Annotated in this window: 10 protein-coding genes and 1 pseudogene; 7 read left to right on the forward strand and 4 right to left on the reverse strand. The window is 70.8% G+C overall.

All coding sequences use genetic code 11. The features are described 5' to 3' along the window. Positions 1 to 166: 166 nt before the first annotated feature. The 5 genes from D7X55_RS13900 (at position 167) to D7X55_RS13920 (ending at position 10,613) form a co-directional block, all read left to right on the forward strand. Positions 167 to 1,072, forward strand: coding sequence for an isochorismatase family protein (locus tag D7X55_RS13900; RefSeq protein WP_121723307.1), 906 nt, complete (start codon positions 167 to 169; stop codon positions 1,070 to 1,072). A 32-nt stretch (positions 1,073 to 1,104) separates the two neighbouring features. Continuing rightward, positions 1,105 to 5,418 carry a myxochelin non-ribosomal peptide synthetase MxcG gene (gene mxcG, locus D7X55_RS13905; protein WP_121723308.1) on the forward strand — a complete coding sequence of 1,438 codons (4,314 nt, stop codon included), beginning with the start codon at positions 1,105 to 1,107 and terminating at the stop codon, positions 5,416 to 5,418. Then, positions 5,415 to 6,695 (forward strand): 3-deoxy-7-phosphoheptulonate synthase class II, encoded by a 1,281-nt coding sequence (locus D7X55_RS13910; protein ID WP_121723309.1) that lies wholly within the window; start codon positions 5,415 to 5,417, stop codon positions 6,693 to 6,695. The genes mxcG and D7X55_RS13910 overlap by 4 nt, the downstream gene beginning before the upstream one ends. Positions 6,696 to 6,812: 117 nt before the next feature. Further along, entirely contained in the window at positions 6,813 to 9,323 is a 2,511-nt protein-coding gene (mxcH, locus tag D7X55_RS13915; RefSeq protein ID WP_233609843.1) for a TonB-dependent siderophore myxochelin receptor MxcH, read from the forward strand. Between the two features lie 54 nt (positions 9,324 to 9,377). Continuing rightward, positions 9,378 to 10,613, forward strand: a complete 1,236-nt coding sequence (locus D7X55_RS13920; protein WP_121723311.1) for a hypothetical protein — start codon at positions 9,378 to 9,380, stop codon at positions 10,611 to 10,613. A 71-nt stretch (positions 10,614 to 10,684) separates the two neighbouring features. Here D7X55_RS13920 and D7X55_RS13925 read toward each other — a convergent pair whose 3' ends face one another. Then, the gene (locus tag D7X55_RS13925) at positions 10,685 to 12,703 is read right to left on the reverse strand and encodes a membrane dipeptidase (protein ID WP_121723312.1); all 2,019 of its coding nucleotides are present in this window, start codon (positions 12,701 to 12,703) and stop codon (positions 10,685 to 10,687) included. A gap of 154 nt (positions 12,704 to 12,857) precedes the next feature. Here D7X55_RS13925 and D7X55_RS13930 point away from each other — a divergent pair, with 154 nt between their 5' ends. Next, positions 12,858 to 13,973, forward strand: coding sequence for a hypothetical protein (locus D7X55_RS13930; protein WP_120547002.1), 1,116 nt, complete (start codon positions 12,858 to 12,860; stop codon positions 13,971 to 13,973). A 3-nt stretch (positions 13,974 to 13,976) separates the two neighbouring features. Here D7X55_RS13930 and D7X55_RS13935 read toward each other — a convergent pair whose 3' ends face one another. From D7X55_RS13935 to D7X55_RS13945, 3 genes are all read right to left on the reverse strand, one after another. Further along, positions 13,977 to 16,763 (reverse strand): hypothetical protein, encoded by a 2,787-nt coding sequence (locus D7X55_RS13935; protein ID WP_121723314.1) that lies wholly within the window; start codon positions 16,761 to 16,763, stop codon positions 13,977 to 13,979. Then, complete coding sequence (locus tag D7X55_RS13940) at positions 16,760 to 19,393, reverse strand: ATP-binding protein (RefSeq protein ID WP_120547004.1); 2,634 nt, start codon at positions 19,391 to 19,393, stop codon at positions 16,760 to 16,762. Before D7X55_RS13940 ends, D7X55_RS13935 begins: the two co-directional genes overlap by 4 nt. A gap of 70 nt (positions 19,394 to 19,463) precedes the next feature. Then, positions 19,464 to 21,959, reverse strand: a complete 2,496-nt coding sequence (locus tag D7X55_RS13945) for an ATP-binding protein (protein WP_120547005.1) — start codon at positions 21,957 to 21,959, stop codon at positions 19,464 to 19,466. A 24-nt stretch (positions 21,960 to 21,983) separates the two neighbouring features. Between D7X55_RS13945 and D7X55_RS44630 the strand changes: the two are divergent. Beyond that, positions 21,984 to 22,453, forward strand: a pseudogene (locus D7X55_RS44630) (hypothetical protein); the annotation flags it as partial.

Raw genomic sequence — 22,453 nt, forward strand, 5'->3', positions numbered from 1 at the left:
ACGCCTTCCTGCGCCAGCGCGGCCTGGCGTCGTTCAAGATCCCCGACCGCATCGAGTTCGTCGCGTCCTTCCCCCAGACGGGCGTCGGCAAGGTCAGCAAGAAGGCGCTGCGCGACAGCCTGCGCCAGTCCCTCTCCACTCCTTCTCCCTGAAACAGGAGCCCTTCATGGCACTGCCTGCCATTGCCCCCTATTCCATGCCCGGAGCCGCGGACCTGCCCCGGAACAAGCTCGCCTGGACGCCGGAGCCCCAGCGCTGCGTGCTGCTCATCCACGACATGCAGCGCTACTTCGTGGACGCCTTCACGCAGGGCCAGTCTCCGGTGACGGAGCTGGTGGCCAACATCCAGCGCCTGCGCGAGCACGCGGTGAAGCTGGGCATCCCCGTCGTCTACTCCGCGCAGCCGGGAGACCAGACGCCGGAGCAGCGCGGCCTCCAGCTGGAGTTCTGGGGCCCGGGTGTCCGCGCCGGTCCGAAGCAGCAGATCATCGAAGCGCTCACCCCGGCCGAGGGCGACACCGTCCTCACCAAGTGGCGCTACAGCGCGTTCCGCAACACGCGCCTGATGGACCTGATGCGGGACATGGGCCGCGACCAGCTCATCATCTGCGGCATCTACGCGCACATCGGCTGCCTGCAGACGGCGAGCGACGGCTCCATGAGTGAGATCCGTCCGTTCCTCGTCGCGGACGCGGTGGCGGACTTCTCGCTGGAGAAGCACCGGATGGCGCTGGACTACGCGTCGCAGCTGGTCGCGTTCGTCGCCACCACGCAGCAGGTCATCGACGCGATGCCCGTGCAGGCGGCTGTTCCAGCGGTGGACCGCGAGCAGCTTCGCGCGGCCGTGGCGGAGCTGCTGATGGAGTCCGCTTCCGCGATTGGCGAGGACGACAACCTGCTGGAGCGCGGCATGGACTCCATCCGCCTGATGAGCCTGGTGGAGCGTTGGCGGCAGGGCGGCACGGAGGTGTCCTTCGTGGAGCTCGCGGAGAAGCCGACGCTCACGGACTGGTACGCGCTGCTCGCCGCGAAGCAGCCGGTCGCGATGGCCCCTGGCGCTCGCGTCTCATAACCCGCCCTTCTTCCACTTCGGAGTTCCCCGTCATGCACCCATCCCAGGACAACCGCCCGCTGACCGCGGCCCAGCACGGCATCTGGGTGGGGCAACAGCTCGACCTGAAGAGCCCCGTCTACAACGCCGGGGAGTGCATCGAGTTCCGGGGCGCCGTGGATCCGGTGCGCTTCGAGTCCGCGCTTCGCAAGGCGGTGGCGGACACGGACGCGCTGCACTCGCGCTTCGTCGCGGGTGGGGACGGTCCGGTCCAGCGCATCGACGCGGGGACGGACTGGACGCTCCAGCGCGTGGACCTGAGCGGCGAGGCCGACCCATGGGCCGCCGCTCAGGAGTGGATGTGGAAGGACCTGGGCCGCACGGTGGACCTGGGCACGGGGCCGCTGTTCGCGCAGGCGCTGCTCACGGTGGGGCCGGAGCGGTCGTTCTGGTTCCAGCGCATCCATCACATCGCCATGGATGGGTATGGCTTCTCACTGCTCGCGCGGCGGGTGGCGGAGCTCTACACGGCGGAGGTGACGGGCAAGGCGGCGCCGGCGGGGTTCAGCCGGTTGGGTCCTGTGCTGGATGAGGACGTCGCGTACCGGAACGGCCCGCAGCTTCAGAAGGACCGCGACTTCTGGGTGGGGAGATTCGAGGACGCGCCGGTGCCCGCGCTGCTCGCGGAGGCGGCGCCCATGTCGTCGCGGTTCCTGCGGCGGTCGGAGCACCTGCGGCCGGAGCTGATGGCGGCGTTGCAGGCGGGCGCGAAGCAGGCGGGCGTGAGCTGGTCCGACCTGGTGCTGGCCGTGACGGCCATCTACCTGCACCAGCGCACGGGTGCGCCGGAGGCCGTGCTGGGACTGCCGGTGATGGGCCGCCTGGGTTCGGCGTCGCTGCGCGTGCCGTGCATGGCGATGAACATCGTGCCGCTGCGCATCGCCGTGCGTCCGGACGCGGGGCTGTACGCGCTGGCGCGCGACGTGGCGGCGGAGATGAAGGCCGCGCGGCCGCACCTGCGCTATCGCTACGAACAGCTCCGGCGAGACCTGCGGCTCGTGGGTGGGCAGCGCAAGCTTTTCGGCCCGGTCGTCAACATCATGCCGTTCGACTACGCCCTGGACTTCGCGGGCGTGCCGGGCACGGCACACAACATCTCCGCGGGTCCGGTGGAGGACCTGTCGTTCGGTTTCCATGCGCGTTCGGGAGGGGCGGCGCTGCGCGTGGACCTGGACGCGAATCCCGCCTGCTACACGGAGGCATCGCTCGAGGAGCACCAGCGAGGATTCCTCCAGTTGCTGGAGTCGTTGCTCGCCCAGCCTGAGCAGCCGGTGCGGCGGGCGGCGGCGGGCGCGGTGGGCTCCGTGCTGGACGGCGGTCCGGTGCCAACGGTGCGCCCGGTGCTGGAGCTGCTGAAGGCGCAGGCCGAGGTCCGTCCGGACGCGATTGCGCTGGAGCACGGCCGTTGGCGGATGACCTACCGCGAGCTGGTGACGGCGTCGCAGGCCCTGGCATCGCGGCTGGTCGAAGCAGGCGTACGGCCCGACACGGCGGTGGCGGTCAAGGTCCCCCGGGGCATCGACGCCATCGTGTCCAGCCTGGGCATCCTGTTCGCAGGCGCGGGCTATTTGCCCATCGACCCGACCGGTCCGGCCACACGCAACGCGGCCATCCTCCAGGACGCACGCCCCACCGCGATGGTGTTGTCCGAGCGCCCCTCGCCCGACACGGATCCGACCGCACCGGGCGTCCTCGTCGTGCAGCGCCTGGAGCAACAAGACGCCACCGATCCCTCTTCCAACCCGGAGGCCCGGCTCGCGTACGTCATCTACACGTCCGGCTCCACGGGCCAACCGAACGGCGTGCAGATCACGCACGGGGCCCTGGCCCACTTCGTCGCGGGTGCGACGCAGCGCTACGGCGTCGGTCCCGAAGACCGGGTGCTCCAGTTCGCCCCGCTCCACTTCGATGCCAGCGTGGAGGAGATCTTCGTCACGCTGTGCGCGGGTGGACGGCTGGTGCTGCGCACGGATGAGATGCTCCAGTCCGTGCCACGCCTCATGGAGTCCTGCGCCGAAGCGGGCATCACCCTGCTCGATCTGCCCACGGCCTTCTGGCACGAGCTTGCCTACAGCCTGTCCACCGGCGCCGCCCGGCTGCCCGACGCACTTCGCACTGTCATCATCGGCGGCGAAGCCGCGCTCCCGGAGCGCATCGCCCGCTGGCGGGACGTCGCGGGCGACCGCGTGCACCTGCTCAACACCTACGGCCCCACCGAGGCCACCGTCGTCGCCACCGTCGCCGAAATCGCGGGCCCGAACGCCCTGCCCTCCGGTGACGAAGTCCCCATCGGCCGTCCGCTGCCCGGGGTCATCGCCGCGGTCATCACGCCGCAGGGCCAACTGGCCGCTCCCGGCAAGGAAGGCGAGCTGTGCTTGATGGGCGGCGCGCTCGCTCGCGGCTACCTGGGCCGCCCGGAGCTGGACGCCGCCCGCTTCACCCGCCTGGACGCAGTGGACGGCTCCCCCCGCGCCTACCGCACCGGCGACAAGGTGCGCGTGCGCGACGACGGCCAGCTGGTGTTCGTGGGCCGGGTGGATGACGAGTTCAAGATCAGCGGCCACCGCATCGACCCGGGCGAAGTCGAAACCGTGTTGCTGAAGTACCCCGGTGTCCGTGAGGCCGCCGTCGTCGGCCAGGTGCTGCCGGGCGGGTCCCGCCGGCTGTGCGCGCACCTCGTTGCCTCGCCCGAGCCCTCGCCCGCGGAGCTGCGCAAGCACCTGCTCACGGCGCTCCCCGCCCCCATGGTGCCCAGCGCCTTCGCCTTCGCGGAGCGGCTGCCTCGCACCAGCACCGGGAAGATCGACCGCAAGGCCCTCCAGAACGCGATGCCCGCGGACGAGAGCGCCGCGCTGCTCGCCTCCGCGACGCCCATGGAGCGCACGGTGCTGGAGGTCTGGGAACAGGTCCTGGGCCGCGCCGCCACGTCACTTCAGGATGACTTCTTCGAGCTGGGCGGCCAGTCCCTCCAGAGCATCCAGGTGGCCAACCGCCTGGGCATCGCCGTGGGCCGCGATGTCCCCGTCGCCACCGTTTTCAAGCACCCCACCGTGTCCGGCCTCGCCCAGGCGCTCCAGGGCGGAAGCACGGGCGGCGTGGAGACCGGTGGCCTCACACCCGCCATGCTCGCGGACGCGGAGCTGGGCGAGGACATCGTCCCCTCCTCCACGGCCGAAGCCTGGGCGCGCGAGCTGCCGCGCCGGTCCCAGGGCTTCCGTCAGGTCCTCCTCACGGGCGCCACCGGCTTCGTCGGCGCGCACCTGCTGCACCGGCTCCTCACCCGCACGGACGCGCGCGTCATCTGCCCCGTCCGCGCGAAGGACGAAGCGCAGGCCATGAAGCGGCTGCGCTCGGCGCTGACCGGCCAGAAGCTGCCCACGGCGGGGCTGGAGGCGCGGGTGCTCGCGCTGCCGGCGGACCTCTCCCAGCCGATGCTCGGCCTGGACGCCACGCGCTTCCACAACCTGGCCGTGGAATGCGACGCCGTCATCCACAACGCCGCCGTGGTCAGCGTCGTGCGCGAGTACGGCAGCCTCCAGGGCGTCAACGTGCGCGGCACGCGCGAACTGCTCAAACTGGCCGCCGCCGTCCGCCCCAAGCCCTTCCACTACGTGTCCACGCTCGCGGTGGCTCCGCAGGCGAACCTGTCCCCGGACGTGCCGGAGGCGTTCGTCCCCGCGCATCCCGGCCTTCGCGACGGCTACCAGCAGTCCAAGTGGATCGCGGAGCGGCTGGTGCAACAGGCCTCCGAGCGCGGCCTGCCCGCGACGGTGTACCGCCTGGGCCGCGTGGTGGGCGCGCCAGACACCGCGCTCGTCAATACGCAGGACCTGGTGTGGCGCATCGTGCTCGCGGGCCTGCCCGTGCGTGCCCTGCCACTGCTGGACGTGGGCGAGGTCTGGACGCCCGTGGACTTCGTGGCCAGCGCCATCGTGCAGCTCGCCCGCGCGTCGCATCCTGGCGCCGTGTTCAACGTGACGCCCGCCGAGGAGGTGCGCCTGTCCGAGCTGTTCGGCTGGGTGCGCGACTACGGCTACCCGCTGGACCTGTGCCCCGTCCCGGAGTGGCGCGACCGCGTCGCGAAGGGCTCCGGCGGCCACGACGCCACGCTCGCGTTCTTCGACCTGCGCAGCGGGGACTCCACCCCGGCCTTCGGCCTGGGCCCCATCCGCTGTGAACGGCTGCTGGCCGCGCTGGAGGGCACCGGCGTCCGCTGCCCGCCCACCGACCGGAAGCTCCTCTACCGCTATCTCGACTCCTGCGTCGCGCAGGGAATCCTGCCCCCGAAAGTGACGGCGCTCCCGTGACGAACAGCCCCTGGTCCCCCTCCTCCTGGCGGGCAAAGCCGGTCCGCTACATCCCCGACGACTACCCCGACCTCGGAGCCCTCGCGCGCGTGGAGGCGGAGCTCGCGCGGCTGCCGCCCCTGGTGCACGCCGAGGAGGTCCGCCGCCTGCGCGAGGCCCTGGGCCAGGTCGCCGAGGGCAAGGCCTTCCTCCTCCAGGGTGGCGACTGCGCGGAGAGCTTCAAGGAGTTCTCCGCCGCGAACGTGCGCGGCACCTTCCAGCTGCTGCTCCAGATGGCGGGCGTGCTCACCTTCGCGGGCGGCTGCCCCGTGGTGAAGGTGGGCCGCATCGCGGGCCAGTTCGCCAAGCCGCGCTCCAACGCCACGGAGACCCTCAACGGCGTCACCCTGCCCAGCTACCGGGGCGACATCATCAACGGCATGGAGTTCGACGCACGCGAGCGCACGCCGGACCCCAAGCGCCTGCTGCGCGCCTACCACCAGTCCGCGGAGACGATGCAGCTGGTCCGGGCCTTCGCGCGCGAGGGATACACGGACCTGACGCGGCTGCTGGGACACCGGCCGGAGTCCGAAGGCGCCGTGCGCCCCGTGGACTTCTTCACCAGCCACGAAGCCCTGCTCCTCAACGTCGAACAGGCGATGACCCGCGCCGATGAAGCCACAGGCGGCTGGTACGACACGTCCGCGCACATGCTCTGGATTGGCGAGCGCACCCGCCAGCTGGACGGCGGCCACGTGGAGTTCATGCGCGGCATCCAGAACCCCATCGGGCTCAAGTGCGGTCCCACGATGGAGCCGGACGACCTGGTGCGCCTCATCGACACGCTCAACCCCCAGGGCCTCCCGGGCAAGCTCACGCTCATCGGGCGCTTCGGTTCGGATCAGGTCGCCGCGCGCCTGCCCCGCCTGATGGCCGCCACCCGGCGCCACGGCAGCCCCGTGGTGTGGTCCATCGACCCGATGCACGGCAACACGCACAAGGCCAGCAACGGCTACAAGACGCGCTCGCTGGAGCGGATCCTCGCGGAGGTGATGGGCTTCCTCCAGGTCGCCGCCGCCGAGGGCGTCCACCCCGGCGGCCTCCACCTGGAGATGACCGGCCAGGACGTCACCGAATGCCTGGGCGGCCCGCTGGACGTGTCCGAGGACGACCTCTCCGACCGCTATCACACGCACTGCGATCCGCGGCTCAACGCGGACCAATCCCTCCAGCTCGCGTTCCGCGTCGCGGACGGCCTTCACACGACGGTGAAGGCTCCCCAGGACCGCGCTGCCTGATTGCCATGGAGCCTTGACAGCCCAGACAGCGTGCGGCTAAACGTCGCGCCGTTGAAAATGATAACCATTTTCATAATCGCAATCGAAGCGAAGCGCAGGTGGCGGTCCCGGGCGGGCGTGGCCCTGCTGTCGTCGGTCTTTCTCGGCACCCCTGCATCCGCGGGCCAGGAGCAGCCGGAGCCCCCGCCTCCCGCGACGGAAGCCGCGCCAGCGGAACCCGTCATCGAGCTGCCGAAGCTGCTCCACGCCGTGGAGGCGCCCTACCCCCCGGAGGCGGAGAGCGCCCAGCTGGAGGCGAACGTCCGCCTGCGCCTGCGCGTGGACACGCAGGGCGTGGTGACGCAGGCGGAGGTGATGGAGCCCGTGGGCCACGGCTTCGACGAGGCCGCGCGCACCGCCGCGCTCCAGTTCCGCTTCACGCCCGCGAAGCGCAACGGCGTCGCTGCCCCCGCGCGCGTCACGTACACCTACGTCTTCCAGCTCCCCGGCCGCTCCAGGGCCGTGGCCGCGACGCCGCCGCCCGCCCTGTCCAGCGCCCCCCAAGCCACACAGGCGCAGGACGAAGCCCCGGCGGAATACCAGGAGGACGTCGAGGTCACCGCCGTGGGCGAGACGCGCGCGGAGCGCCGCCGCAAGTCCGCGGAGGCCGTGCAGGTCATCGAGCTGGAGCAGGCCGGCATGGAGTCCGCCGACCTGGGTACCACGCTGTCGCGCACGGAGGGCGTGGACGTGCGCCGCACGGGCGGCCTGGGCAGCGGCGCGCGCATCTCCATCGCGGGCCTGTCGGATGATCAGGTGCGCTTCTTCATCGACGGCGTCCCGCTGGAGTTCGCGGGCTACGGCCCGGGCCTGGCGAACGTGCCGGTGAACCTGGTGCAGCAGATGGAGGTCTACACCGGCGTCGTTCCCATCCGCTTCGGCGCGGACGTGCTGGGCGGCGCGGTGGAGCTCGTCACCGACCAGGACGTGCGCGGCTCGGCCGTGGCGGGGTCCTACGAGCTGGCCTCCTTCAACACGAACCGCTTCACCGCGAGCGCCCGCCACTACCAGGAGTCCACCGGCCTGCTGATGCGCGCGCACGGCTTCTACGACGACGCGCGCAACGACTACCCCGTCAACGTGGAGGTGGCCAACGACCTGGGCAAGCTCGCGCCCGTGGAGGTGCGGCGCTTCCACGACGGCTACCGCGCGGGAGGCGCCAGCGTCGAGGCGGGCTTCGTGGACAAGCCCTGGGCCCGGCGCCTGCTCGTGCGCGGCTTCTTCAACGCCGCCGGCCGCGACATCCAGAACGACGTCACCATGGAGTCCCCCTACGGCGAGGTGACCACCACCGAGGGCTCCGCGGGCGCCACGCTGCGCTACTCGCAGACCTACGATCCGGGCGTCACCGTGGACGCGGTGGGCGGGTACACGTTCCGCCGCAACCGGTTCCTGGACATCGGCTCGTGCGCCTACGACTGGTACGGCCGCTGCTTCATCACCCTGCCCCAGCCGGGAGAGATCACCGAAGGGGGCACGGAGCGCTACGTCAACCAGCACACCGCGTTCGCGCGCCTCAACGCGGCCTGGACGCCCGTGCCCGGCGGCGCGCACACGCTGCGGCTCGCCGTCTCGCCCACCGTCGTGGCGCGAACGGGCGAGGACCGCCGGCTCGAAGCCAACAACCAGCCGGACCCGCTCTCCGCGCCCCGGGGCGTGACGTCGGTGGTGACGGGCCTGGAGTACCAGGCCGATGCCTTCGACGGGCGGCTGCAGAACATCGCCTTCGTGAAGGACTACCTCCAGGACGTGCGCGCGCAGAAGCTCCTGGCCAGCGCGGAGTTCCTGGACCTGGGCCGCACCGCGCACGCATTCGGCGCCGGTGACAGCCTGCGCTTCCGCATCACGAACGCGCTCAGCGCCAAGGCCTCCTACGAGTGGGCCACGCGGCTGCCCCGCCCGGACGAGCTCTTCGGCGACGGCCTGCTCATCGAGGACAACCTGGAGCTCCAGCCGGAGACCAGCCACAACTTCAACCTGGGGCTGGGCTACACCTCCGAGCCGGGCCGCGCCGGAAGCTTCCGCGTCAACGTGGGCGGCTTCGCCCGGCTGGCGGATCAGCTCATCTTCCTCACGCCGCAGGGCAGCTTCTACACCTACGAGAACGTCATCGCGGCGCGCTCGCTGGGGGTGCTCGGCTCAGCCGGTTGGACGTCACCGGGCCGCTACCTGAGCCTGGACGCCAACGCCACGTGGCAGGACCTGCGCAACACGTCCACCGAAGGCCGCTACGCCGACTTCAACGGACAGCGCATCCCCAACCGCCCCTACCTCACCGCCAACGCCAGCGCGCAGGGGCGGCTGACGGGGCTGCTGCGCTTCCAGGACGAGCTGCTCGTCACCTGGCGCACGCGCTTCATGGATGACTTCCTGCTCGCGTGGGAGGGGCTGGGGAACCAGGACTCCAAGCTGCGCATCGACTCGCAGCTCACGCACACGCTGGCGCTCACCTACGTCATCCGAGACATGACGACGCGGCTGAGCTGGACGCTGGACTTCCAGAACCTCACCAACGCCCGGACCTTCGACTTCTACGGGGTCCAGCGCCCCGGGCGGATCATCGCCGCCAAGTTCACGCTGGAGCGCTGAGCCGCGCGCTTCCGTTCTTCGCAGCCCTCCACACCCCCACTGAAAGGGAAGTCCTTGAAGCCTTCACCCTTCCTCCGCCCCTCCGCGCGCCTGCTGCTCACGCTCTCCCTCGCCTTCACCGCGGCCTGTGGCGACGACGATGACGACAACAAGACCCCGGACGCGGGCACGCAGACGTCGCTGTACGCCTTCGTCGCGCAGGTGAGCACCGACACCGCGTCCACGAGCTACGTCGTCCTGACGGACAAGCTGGACCCGGCCACGCCGCTGTCGCTGACGAACGCCACGGAGATCAACGGCCGCGCGCTGGGCTCCGGCATCCCGAAGTCGGGCGCCATCTTCGTCTCCAGCAGCGCTGGCGGCACCGTCACCCGCTACAACGTGACGGCCAACAACACGCTGGAGAAGGCGGGAGAGGTCAGCTTCGCGGGCAAGGGCGTCACCGCCATCAGCGAGTACCAGAACCAGTTCCAGTTCGTGTCCGAGACCAAGGCCTACTACTTCGACGGCCGCGGCTCACAGGTCATCATCTGGAACCCGAAGGACATGACGGTGACGAACAGCATCTCGCTGCCGGACATGACCTTCGCCGGGAGCACGACGACCTTCGCCTCCAACCCGCTGCGCGTGGGCACCAAGGTGCTGATGCCGCTGGGCTGGCGCGCGGGCGCCGCCGTCACCAAACAGGCGGGCATCATCGTGGTGGACACCGCGGACGACAGCGCGGTGGTGGTGCGGGATGTGCGCTGCGGCTACGTGCGTGACGGCATCGTGGGCACGGACGGCCAGGTGTACCTGGCGACGGAGGCGTACGGGGCCGCGGAGAAGCGCGTGTCCGGCGGCAACCCCAGCGTGCCCACCCCCTGCCTGCTGAAGTTCGACCCGGCGACGAACACCTACGACAAGACCTTCTTCAAGGAGCTGAGCGCGCTGACGAACAACGGCGCCACGGGCTCGCTGCTCGCGGGCCCCAACGGCACGGGCTACCTGCGCGTGCTGGACGAGACGGCGTACGCGGTCCAGCCGGACACGGCCGCTCGCGCCCTGGCGAGCGCGGTGGCCTGGAAGTGGTGGAAGATCGACCCGGCCGCCGGCACCCCCGCGACGCTGGTGGACACGCTGCCGGCCAGCACGGGCAGCTCGTTCCTGTACGAGGTCGACGGCCGCACGGTGTTCAGCGAGTTCACCAACAGCGGCAGCACCACGAACTACCGCGAGCTGACGGACCTGAGCGGCAAGCTGGTGGCGACGCACCAGGGCCTGTCGTTCTCCTTCCTCCAGGTCCGCTAGCCAGTCGGCCTTGAGGAAGCATCCGGCCCCCGGGACTCCAGAGTCCCGGGGGCCGTTTCACTGCGGGGGAATCAGGTGCACATCAGCCACGAGCACTTGCCGGACTGGCACTCGCGGCCGGAGGAGCACAGCGAGCCCTTGGGCCGCTTGTTCACGCACTTGCCGTCGTTGGTGCCCCAGCCGCAGAACTGGCCCGTGGCGCAGTGCGAGTCCGACGAGCAGGTGCAGACGCCCGGCACGTCACCGCAGTCATCCCACGCGCTGCACAGGCTGGACTTGCACTCGGCGTCGAAGCGGCACGTCTCCGACACCAGCTTGGTGCTGGGGGCGTAGGCCTTGCCGCAGATCTTCGGGTACGCCGCCTCGCGGGTGGCCTTGGCGACGTAGGGGTCGACGCCGCTCGTGTCGATGTCGTTCGCCGCGTCCGCCATGCCGGTGCGGGTGCCGTTGGCGCGCTCCCACATCTGGATGAACTTCTCCGCGGAGCCCTCCAGGCCCGTGGTGTTGACGCCCAGCTGCTTCAGGTCCTTCACCACGTCCGGCAGCAGGCCCACGTGGGCCAGGCCGTACACGTCGAAGTCGGTGCCCAGCGGCGGCGGGCCGGACACGCGCTGCTGCTCCTCCTGCGCGTCCGCCTCCGCGCGGAAGCCCGCGGAGCACGCGCCGAAGTCACCGAAGCGCGGGCGCGTCTGCTGGATGAAGCCGTTCAGGTCCGCGCCGAAGCCCATGTTGACCTTGAGGCCCTGGCGGCCGAACTCGTACGCCTGCGCGAGCGAGCGCGTGGAGCCCTGGCAGGTGTTGGCCACCGGCGTGCGGTTGTAGTTGCGCGTCTCGTCGTGCGCGGTGCGCAGGCCGAACATGCCGCCCGTCTGGCGCACGTAGCGGACCACCCACGACGGCGTCGTCTTCTCGTTGGCGGCCAGCTCCGGGTTCATCACCTCGCGGAAGTGGCCGTGGGAGATGAACAGCGGGTAGTACGTGCGGCCCTGGGACAGGGCATACGCGTCCTGGACGCTCTTCTCGGACATGTGGGCCATGTCGATGAGCATCCCCTTGTTCATCATCTCCTGGACCAGCGCCTTGCCGTCCGCGGTGAGGCCCTTGGTGTTCTTGCAGTTGGCGTCCACGTCGAAGCCCAGCGTGAAGCCGTTGCCGGTGAGGCCGCAGTCCGTGTCGATGTGACAGTTCTCCAGGAACTGGGCCACCTGGAAGATGGCGTTGTGCGGGGCCGCGCCGCCAAAGCGGTTGTCCAGCTGGTGCACGGGCTGCAGCGAGCGCACGCCCAGCGAATGGACGCGGTTCAGCTCCGCGCGCCAGTCCTTGGTGCCAAAGAGCTTGCTGGACTCGATGGAGAGCACCATCGCGAGCTTGCCCTGCGAGATGATCTGCCGGGCGTGCGCGGGCGACAGGGCGATCTCCGCCCAGTCCGTGCGCGCGTCGAAGTCGCGGGCCATCTGGAGCTGGACGTCCACGTCCATCATCTCGTCGCAGGGCCGCTTGAGGTTCTGGTACGGCAGCGCCTTGCAGAGGAACTCGTTGCTGACCAGCGACACCATGACCAGGGACATGCCGCCCTGGCGGGCCTTGTTGAGCCAGCCCTCCCACGCCTGCTGATGCGCGATGGTGTCCCAGCGCGGCCACTGGGTGGGCGTCTCCATGCGGCCCAGGTGCAGGCCGGTGTCGCCCTCGGTGCCCTCCACCTGGCCGATGACCTCCGACGCCACCGCGCCGCCCACGCCGAAGACGTCCGACAGGATGGGGATGCCGCCCAGGTTCACGCTGCCGGCGTTGGGACACAGGTTCAGCATGTCGCGCAGGTCCATGCGGACGCGCGCATGGTCGCTCTCCGGCATGCCGCCGTCACAGCTCGCCAGCGTGCCGGTGTGGCCGCCATGGAACCACCCGCCGCCGAAGGCCTCTTCCGCGAACATGTGGTGGTGCATCTCCGCGAAGCCGCTCACCGCCAGCGGCTGGGCCACCTGGGCGGGCGCTTCCACGGGCGCGGCCGGTTCGTCGGTGACGGGGCCGCAGGCCAGGGCGAGCAGCGGCGAGAACAGGAATCTTGAGACAATTCGGGAGCGACGCGACATGCGATGCACCTTTCCGGGTGGAGGTGCAGCGGGCGTATCAGCACCCGTTCGAGCTAATCAAATCTCGCTGTCTAAACACGGTGACGCATGACATTGACGCACTGCGCGGCCCGGCTGGGTTGTCACCTGCCCGCGCCGTGGCCATGTGTCCCTCATGGCGGCCACCGACACGCTCCCAGACCATCCGTTCCCGGAGCTGCTGAAGCGCGTGGGCTTCCAGCGGAGGCGGCGGGGGTTCGGCTCGGCCACCCAGCTGCTCTGGAACAGGGTGGAGAGCAACGACTCGCTCCTGGAGCTGTGCCGGATTCGCACGGACCTCAACGACGAGGACCTGGCCATCCTGAAGCAATGCGAGGAGAGGCTGGCTGCCGCCCGGTGGTGCCTGGACAAGCCCGCGGGGCGCTGGTCCTTCTCCTTCTGGGAGCTCATTCACGATGTGGACGGGCTGCTCCTGCTGGTGATGCCGCCGCACATGCTGGTGCCCAGGGCGCTGGAGATCGAACAGCAGTTCGGGCGCCGGGTGGCGGACACGGCGCGGGCCCTGCTCTGGCTGGGCGCGGACAAGGTGAGCGGCCCCCTGCCCCGGTGCGTGCGCAGGCTCACCCAGGAGGACGGAGCCGACGCGGACCGGTACTGCCGCAACGTGCTGCGCGGGGCGCTCGACACGGTCAACCAGCAGGTGGACAAGACGTTCTGGCAGCTCTCCATCAACGTCACGCTTCAGGTTTTCAGCACGCTGTTGTTGCTGGCGGTCTTCCTCGTCTCCTTCCTGCTGCTCTCCCGGGAGCTGATCCAAGCCTGGCCGAGCGACCTGGTGCCCCGGGGCCTGCTGCTGGTGGGCTTCGCGGGGGCCTCCGGGGCCATCATCTCCAACATGTTATCGAAGGAGCGCTTCGTCGTCGCCACGGGGGCGACGGGCCGCTTCTTCGCCTACCACCTGCTGGTAAAGCCCGTCATCGGCGCGTTCGCGGCGCTGATGCTCCTGTTCCTGGAGCAGTCCCGCATGCTGCTGTCCGTGGACACGCGGACGGGGAGCACGGGCGTGGACCCCAGCCCCGCGCTCTTCCACATCGTCGTCAGCGACAACCAGGCCGTGTTCTTCACGCTGATGGCGCTGGCCGTCGTCGCGGGCTGGTCCGCGGACAAGCTGCTGAGCTCCATCATGGACAAGGTGCTGGGCCGGCTCCTCGGTCAGTCGGAGAAGGTGCTGCCTCCGTCCAGCCCCGCGGGCACGACGGCGCCCCGCCCGCAGGTGCCAGCGCCCCGGTGACGCTCAGGCGGGCGTGGGGGCTTCGTGACGGGTGACGATCCGCCGGGCGAAGCGGGCCAGCGCATCCAGCAGCTCGTCCGCCATGTGCAAGGCATTGGGCCGCCAGGGGGCGGTGAAGCGCGCGTCCATGCTCGTCTGGCGGATGTTGGACAGCCATTCGTGCACCACCCGCTCGGAATAGCCCGCGCTGCGCGCCGCCTCGTGCAGCAGGGAGTATTCACGCAGGAGGAAGGTGGAGAACGTGACGGGGTCGTCCGCGCCCACGGCGATGGGCACCGGCGGCGGCGCGCCGTCCTCCGCGACGGGAGGATTGAGCCGCAGGATGGGATGGTTGCGCAGGTCCAGCAGGTTGCCGATGAGCAGGTTGCTGGACGGGTTCACCTCCACGACCGTCCCCCGCGCGCCCACGTGCCGGCGCATCGCGTCCTGCACGGACCGGAGCGCGTCCACCTCCGATGCGTCCAGCGGGATGTCCACCAGCTGCTGCCCGCGCTGGAACACGCGCTCGTCCTCCCGGTAGGCGATGAGCAGACCGCGGACCTGCTCCGCGTTGAGCACCCGGCTCCAGTCCAGCCGGCGGAAGGTGCGGCTGAAGGCATCCAGCCCCACGCCGCCCTCCTCCCGCGCCAGCGGCGGACACCAGAGGTTGTGCAGCACGTGGTGCGCTTCGGCCATCACGTGCGGCGCGATGCAGTCTCCGAAGACGGACTCGGACAGCTCGCGCAGCATGTTCTCCACGCGCTGCGGGCGTCCCGGAGGTGCCACCGCGGCCAGGGCCGGTGGCAGCCGGTAGTCGCTGTAGAGGCGCCACTCGAAGACCAGGTCCCACAGCCGGTCCTCGGCGGGCATCATCACCGCGCCCACGGACTCCGCCCACGTGCCGGGCTCGACTCCCAGCGCGGTGGCGTGGCCCAGCCGCCCTCCGGTGCGGTCCAGCAGGTAGTGCACGCTCTCGTAGATGCGGCGCAGGCCCTCCATCAGGTGCCGGTAGTCCTCGCCCACGTGCGACGTCAGCCGGAGCGGTGGAGCGCCCCGGGCCTCCCGCTTCGTCGCGGCGCGAGCGGCGCCCCAGCGCACGTAGCGGTACAGCGGCGCCAGCACCCACGTGGGCACGCTCAGTTCGTCCGACGCCACGTCCAGCCCCCGCACCAGCCAGAGTGACAGCGGCACCGCCCGCAGCAGGTCCACCAGCGCCTCCACCTGCACCGACTGCGAGGCGAAGTAGTCCGAGAACCGTCCGCCCAGCCGCACCCGTCCCTCCGGCACCGGCTCCGCGTACGTGCCCATGCCGTGCGCGGGCGGCTGCCCCAGCGTCCAGTGACGGGCCGGGTCGCGGGCCTTGATGAGGTGCATCACCACGCCGAACTCCGGCGGACGCCCACCGCTGGCGCGCTCGCCCGTGCGGCCCAGCACGGCCCGCCAGGAGTGTGTGAGCGAGGCCAGCTCCTCGGCGATGCGGATGGGATCATTCGCCAGGCTCGTGCGGACCTCCAGCGCGGCGATGGACTGGTCCCCCCCCGCGACCGCATAGGACACCTCCGCGCGCACGGCGCGCAGGGGCCGCTTCATCGCGCCGGGGCGGCCATAGAAGCGGATGAACCACTGGAGGCCCGCGGTCAGCGGCCGCTGCACATAGGCGCGGTAGGCGATGCACCGCACCCGCTGGACCTGCCAGAAGAGGCGGTCGAAGTGCACGTCGTGGACGCCTGCGTGCTCCATGCTTGCCAGGTGCTTCAGGCCCGCGCGCACCAGCCAGCGCTCCCCTCCGTTGGGCGTGCTCAGGCGCAGCCGCAAGGCAATGGGATCGCACCGCCGCCACACCTCGTCGAGCGTGTCGGGAGGTTCGGACACGTTGCGGGACGCCAGCGGATGGAGGTCTTCGTAGAGGCCGCGCAGCTCATCCAGCGCGGGAAGGACGTCCCGCCTGCCGCGCGAAAGCGCCTCCAGCGTCCGCGAGAGCACGCGGCGCCGCTGCGGCAGCCACGCCTTGGACTCCGAGAGCCCGCGCACGAACTCCAGCACGGGCGGCGTCTCGTGGCGCAGCAGGACCTCCGCGAGGACACAGCGGGTCACCCCGGTCGCCAGGAACCAGCGCAGCAGCAGCTCCCCTTCGTCGAAGGGAAGCCCCGGCCCGGTGAGCGTGCGCGGATCCAGGCCCACGTCCCCGATGGCCGACAGCAGCGAGGCCCACAGCAGCGGAAAATCCATGCCCGCGCCGACGTGGTGATGGACCTCCGCCACGCCGCGGTCGAGCAGGTGGCGCACCAGGAGCGGCGGCTCGATGTCCACGCGAGTGGGAGGCGGCTCCACCGGCACGGCGGCCAGCAGCAGGTCCTCCGGCATCGCGAACGTCAGCCAGCGGTAGTGCGTCAGGGCCTCCACGGCCTCCGCGCCCGTGCCCTGGAAGATGACGGTGACGCCGGGCCGGCGCTCCAGGTGGGTGTCCGCCAGGTGCCGCAGGTAGTGGAACATCGACACGGCCTGGCGCGGGGCGCGCCGGTGGCTGACGTGTCCTCGCGAGGGGAACCAGAACGCGTCGCGCACGGCGATGATCCGGTCCAACGACCAGCCGCTGGCGTGCTCCGACAGGCTCCTCTCGCACTCGCGCCAGAGCTCCCGCGTGGGAGCCCCGGCCTCCGCGTCCAGCGACGGCACCAGCTCCGTCACCGCTGACCGGAAGCCCCCGAGGCTCGTCAGCGGGAAGCTGGCCACCTCCGCGCGCACGTAGGCCTCCGGGACGCGGCGAGGGGCCAGGCTGCCCTGCGGTGGGCGCGGGCCCTCGCGGCTCACGGGTGCTCATCCGTGGATGCGGGCCCCAGGCGGGGCGTCAAGCCCAGCACCACGCCCGCCAGCGGATCCCCGTCGTGATCCACCACCGCGAACCAGGCCTCCACCACGGTGTCGAGCCAGCCGTAATACGCCGCCGACGCGCGCCCTCCCCCCGCGCCGAGCGCCTGCCGGAGCGACCCGGCCGCGCTGGAGAGGTTCATCACGTCGCGCACCCGCTGCTGCCGGAAGGCCACCAGCCGGGGCGCCTGCGCGCGCCAGTCCTTCACCAGGGCCTCCCAGCCTCCGTCCTCGCTGGCGGCGCCAGGCGGCTGGCGCAGCAGGCTGCGCGCATCGGACGCGAGCGCGAACTCCGGCAGCACCTGGAGCGGCAGCTCGTTGCGAAGCCAGGTCCACGCCGTCCAGAGCCGGTCATACCCGGCGCTGCGCTCCTGGATCCGGGTCACGAGGTGCGCCACCGTGTCGCGCACGTGTTGTTCATAGCGCTCCAGCGCGGCGTCCAGTTGGGAGGCGCGCAGCACGGACACGACGCCCTGGCGCTCATCGCCCCAGTCCCACCGGCCCAGCGTCAGCCCGGCCACGGAGCAGACGTTCTCCACCCACGCGGCCTGGATGAAGCGCGCGCGCAGGGAGACGTCCTGCCCGCCACTGGCGGAGAGGAACCCCTTGGAGAGCCGCACGAGGAACGCGCGCCACTGCGCGGTGAGGACGGCGAACTCGATGAAGGTGTTCCACGACGGAGGTGGCCACCAGAACGCGGCCTGGACGAACGGCTCTCCGCGCGCGCGGCCCGCCCAGAGCTCATGCACGGTGACGAGCATCTCCGGGCTCATCTCCAGGGCCGTCACGTCCGCGCTGAGCACGCGGGGCTGCTCGAAGAGCATCAGCACGTCATGCAGGAGCATGAACCAGCCGCTGACGTTCGAGGGCAGCGGTGCTTCGCGGCCGCGCTCCTCCAGGTCCTCCAGCACCAGCACCACTTCGTGGAAGCGGCGCAGGTGCACCTCCGTGCCCAGGACCCGGGCGTGGGCGCCCGTCCCGTTTCCGCCGGGGTCGCTCGGCGGCCCCTGGAGCACGCCGTGGAGGCTGGTGCGCTTGGAGCGGCGGATGGGCCTGCCCGTCAGGTCCAGGCAGATGCGGCCCTGGTCGTCCGGCCGGACGATGCGGTGGTGCAGTTGCTCGCTGGCCCAGGCAGGCAGGTCGCTCTCGTCGATGGCGTTGCGAAGCATCTCCGCGGCCACCCGGACGGCGGCCTCGCCCTGCTCCTCCTCGGAGTGCAGGCCCGACAGGACCTCGCGGCGGACGGCGAGCCAGAGGTCCTGCAGGGTCCGCGCGGGCAACTTGAGCGCGAGCCTTCCCACGTGCTGGAGCAGCGGCTCATCCGGGCGCGCGTCGGTGTCGCGTGACTCCGCGCCATCGGTGCGCAGGGCTTCGCGGTAGCAGCGCGCCACGTCGGGCATGAGCCGGCCGTTCAGGTCGAGCAGGTCGGCGAAGGTGTCCAGGACGCGCGACTCGGTCCGCTTGCCGGTCGGCAGGCGCAGGCGCCGCAGGAGCGAGCCCAGCGACTCCTCCTTCCCGTCCACGGGGAAGCGCCAGGCCTCGTGGGGCTCCACCGGAGCCAGCGCGATGCGGTAGCTGGGAGGCAGCGCGCGGCGCAGCGTGGTGGCCGCCTGGCGCCGGGCGATGGCCAGCGTCTCCTCCTGGCCTCGCGAACCGATGTCGGCCTGGCCCGAGACGATGAGCTCCCGCTGGAAGGAGCGCTCCATGAAGCGCTGGAACTCCTGGTGACCCGCGGCGAGCACGAACCAGAGGTGACGGCTGGCCACCATGCGCGTGAGCTTCACGATGTTGTAGAGGTGCTCGATGCTGCGGTCCACGTTGTCGATGGGCAGCACGAGCAGCACCTGCTCACCGCCGGACGCGCCGAAGCGAGGCATGGACAGGGTGCGGGCGACGTCCTCCATGGCGTCGGCGAAGCGAGGCTGGAAGTTGGCGTAGATCTCCGACGCGCGGATCTGCTGCTCCGCGCGCACGCGGGCATCGGTGGTGGACGGGATGTCCTCCCACATGAACGACGCGTCGCGGATGAGGTGATCCAGCTTCCCCCACGTCTCCTCCGCGCCCTCCTCCAGGATGGATGAGGCCCACCGGGCGGATTCACCGCGAGCCCCCTTCGCATGCCGGGAATGGTCCAGCGCGGCCCGCACGCGGACCAGCAGCGTGGCCAGCAGGTTGGCCTGGGAGGGAACGGGCTCCAGGTCGAGCGGTTCCAGCCAGAGGACCCGCCGCTCCAGCCGTTCGAGCGTCCGGGACAGCGAGGCCACCTCGGGGCTGGGAGGCCCGCGCACGAAGGACTTCCAGTCCCGCAGTGCCTGCACGGCGCTGAGCAGGAGCGTCGTCTTGCCGGAACCCCGGGCTCCGGAGACCAGCAGGCTGGTGGACAGGTGTTCGGTGCTGGTGTTCGCCCCGTTCGCGTTGCCCTCGCAGGCGGCCTCCAGCCAGGAGAAGAGCTCCTGGAGGCCCTGGCGCGTGGGAGTCAGCAGGTCGGCCCAGGCAAACGCCCGGGCCTCCGCGAGCGGGGTGGGCAGGTACTGCGGGCCCGCCTCCGGGGCCTCATGCGATGTCGTGGCCATGGCCCCGGAAGGTGGGGCGGACGCCACCGCCGTGCGAATCGCCCTGGAGTCAGGGGGGATGTCGCGCGCCCTACTCCGTCGCCTCGAAGCGCTGCGCGAGGGCCTCCGCGAGCTCGGCGTCGCAATGACGCTGGGCCTCCCGGAGGAAGCGGCGGATGGAGTGTTCCGAAACGGACCGGGGACCGCCCTTCAGCGCGGCGGCCAGCTCGTCCCGGGTCAGGTGCACGGGGGCCTCCCCCGCATCCAGGGTGTCCACCGGGGTGTCGCGTTGCGCGCACCGCCAGTAGGCCTCCGTGACCGCGACCTCCAGGTCCGAGCCCGAGAAGAAGCGCTGGCCCTTCCGTTTCTCCAGGAACAGCGGAGCCAGGACGTCGTTCAGCTCGGCATCGCTGGGAACGAAGACCCGCGGCCCGCCGCGCTTCAGCCGCTTCAGGTAGTAGGAGACGATCTCGACCGCCTCCTCCAGGTCCGGAGGCGGCACGGGGACGTAGCGCCCGAACCGGCCGCTGCGAATGACCGCTTCATCCAGCGCGCCCAGGAAGTTCGTCGTGCCCACGATGATCCTGCGCAGCCGGCCCGCGCGATCCAGCTGGACGAGGAGTTCGTTTACATCCGCCTTCTCGTCGCTGTGCATCTGGCCGTTGCGCCGCGAACGCGCCACCGCGTCCAGTTCGTCCAGCACGAGCATCCGCTTCTCCTGCTCCACGACCCAGTCGAACTGTTCGCGGATCATCAGGGAGCCCCAGCCAAGGTACGGCCCCCGCAGGTCCGACGGAGAGAGCAGGCGCACCTCCTGTTCGAGCTCGCCCGCGATGGCCCGGGCCAGGAGTGACTTGCCGCACCCCGGAGGTCCGAAGAAGAGGATGCCCGAGGCCCGCGAGACATTGCGCAGCAGCGCGCCCCGGCGCTCCGGCCAGATGATGTCGCGCTGGATGCGCTGAATGACGGCGGTGTAGCCCGCGACGTCCTCGAGCTTCGGCAGCCGGTCCACGTCACGCTCCACCAGCTCGATGGTGGACTCACGCCGGGCCTCTTGAGGGTCCTTCACCTCCGAGGCGTTCTCCGTCAGCGGCCGCGGTTCGAGCCGCGCGAAGGCCGTCCCCGCCGCGGGGATCAGCACCGCGCCTTCATCCCCCAGGTGATGGGCGATGTCCGCCAGGAAGGGTCCCGCCCAGAGCAGGGCCTCGCCAGGCACGACGAGCGAGAAGGACTCTCCCGCCTTGCGCCGCGAGAAGATCTTCCGGTGATAGAAGGTCTCCATCGGCCCGCTCCCCACCAGGGTCTCGACCTCGAAGCTCCCCAGCGCCTCCACATGAAGGTCGGTCCGGGTCACCTCCTGCGTGGAGCCATCCTCGTCCGGGACCTCCTCGCGGCGGTGTTCGAACTCAAGCTCCAAGTTGGGATGGCGCAAGCCTACCCACTGCGCCAGGCGAGCCTTCAGCGACAGCGCCGTGGCGCTTTCATTGCTGCCCTTGAACCGGGAGAAGGGAGCGCGCTTCAGCGTCTCTCCCCAGGAGTTCATCGCCTGCGCGGCGCCGTGAGCACAGGCCTCGCGGCTCCACAGCACCAGCTTCAACGGCGACAGGTCCGCCACGAAGTCATCCGTGGCCTTCTCGTGCTTGCCACCGACCATCAGCAGGAGCCGCGACACGGGCGTGCCCTCGCTGGAGATCGCCGTGGCATCGAACTCGAAGACGGGGCCCGGCCAGGTGGAGAGCAGCCGCTGATGATCCACGGGGGCGTCCGCGTCACGGCGGAGCGCGACGAGGTTGAGCGTGCGCGGACCGTCCTGCAGCCGGGGCCCCTCCGAGGCCAGGACGGACGGCCGGAGATAGCCGTGCAGCAGCGTGGGCGGCCCGCGGACGACCTCCGGTGCGGGAGGCTCGCCGCCGCCCGGTGAGCGGATGAAGCGCTGGGCCGAGCGATACGCCCACCCCATCACGCCTTCCCACGTGGCCTGCAGCCAGTCCGCGGCGCCGCGGCTGTCAGGCAGGTAGAGGAGCGCGAGGATGGGCTCCGGAGCGGTCAGTGCCCGCAGGAAGGCGACCTCCCGTTCCTGGGACAGGCCCAGGGCGCTGGGCCAGAAGGGCTGGGGCAGCGCGAAGGAGAAGGGCAGGCCCGGCGCCTCCTCATCCGCCTCGTCGTCGTCGGGCTCGGGAGGCTCCAGCAGGGCGTTCTTCAGCCCCAGGACGAACGGCGCGTAGCGATCCCAGCTGCCGGTCGTCGGTTTGACCTCCAGGCCCGCCCGCTCGAGCTGACGCACGACATTGCCCAGCGACGAGCGCTGCATCTTGACATCCGAGGCATAGCCAAACGCCTTGACCAGCTCCGCGAGCGACGACTGGCCCGCCAGACTCAGCGAGTTGCTGAACTTCGCCTGCCGCATGCGCGCATCCGCCATCCCCACGGCCAGCGGCTCCACGTCGGACCGGGACACGCGTTCCAGCGCGTTGTCCTGCCAGGGCAACCGGACCGTGAGCGTGTTGCCATTGCGCCGGGTCACAATGCCAATGGGATTGCCCGCCTGCTGCTTGAGGACGACGGTGTCTCCAATCAGGACCTTCATGACGCTCCCCCCTCGGGTCGAGAGATGGGCATGCGCGGCGGGCATGCCTTCCAGGAAGAGCATCACATCCCGCGAGGCGGGAGCCAGGCCATCCCCCAGAAGAGGGATGCTCTCGGTCACGTCATCGTCGAACCAGGGCCCGCCTGCTATACGGCCTTGCTTTACTTCACGCTGATGACTGGTTTTCTGAACGCCGCACCGGATTGCAGCCAAGGGTGGATGATGCGCGCTGACACCGTCTTGCTGGCCATGGTGCTGCTGATCACGGGATGCGCCTCCGTGCCGCAGGCGCCTGGGGATGGCCACAGCTTGAGCTACACCCCGCGAGAAGCGTCCTCCTCCGCGTGGATGGAGGCGCAAGGCGATGAGCCCCCGCGCAGCAGGACCTCCCGCCCGCGCAGCGTCTCCGGGCCTGAGCAGCGGCTCCTGCGCCGCCAGCCACGTGACGACGCGACAGCAGTGGGAAGCGGCGGCAGGGAGGGTGCTGTCGGGGG

Source organism: Corallococcus sp. AB049A (assembly GCF_003668885.1).
Taxonomy (GTDB): domain Bacteria; phylum Myxococcota; class Myxococcia; order Myxococcales; family Myxococcaceae; genus Corallococcus; species Corallococcus interemptor.

Bases quoted from the DNA above. Each gene is read 5' to 3' on its own strand.
- D7X55_RS13900 (WP_121723307.1), top strand. From the start codon at position 167: ATGGCACTGCCTGCCATTGCCCCCTATTCCATGCCCGGAGCCGCGGAC.
- mxcG (WP_121723308.1), top strand. From the start codon at position 1,105: ATGCACCCATCCCAGGACAACCGCCCGCTGACCGCGGCCCAGCACGGC.
- D7X55_RS13925 (WP_121723312.1), bottom strand. From the start codon at position 12,703: ATGTCGCGTCGCTCCCGAATTGTCTCAAGATTCCTGTTCTCGCCGCTG.
- D7X55_RS13930 (WP_120547002.1), top strand. From the start codon at position 12,858: ATGGCGGCCACCGACACGCTCCCAGACCATCCGTTCCCGGAGCTGCTG.
- D7X55_RS13940 (WP_120547004.1), bottom strand. From the start codon at position 19,393: ATGGCCACGACATCGCATGAGGCCCCGGAGGCGGGCCCGCAGTACCTG.
- D7X55_RS13945 (WP_120547005.1), bottom strand. From the start codon at position 21,959: ATGAAGGTCCTGATTGGAGACACCGTCGTCCTCAAGCAGCAGGCGGGC.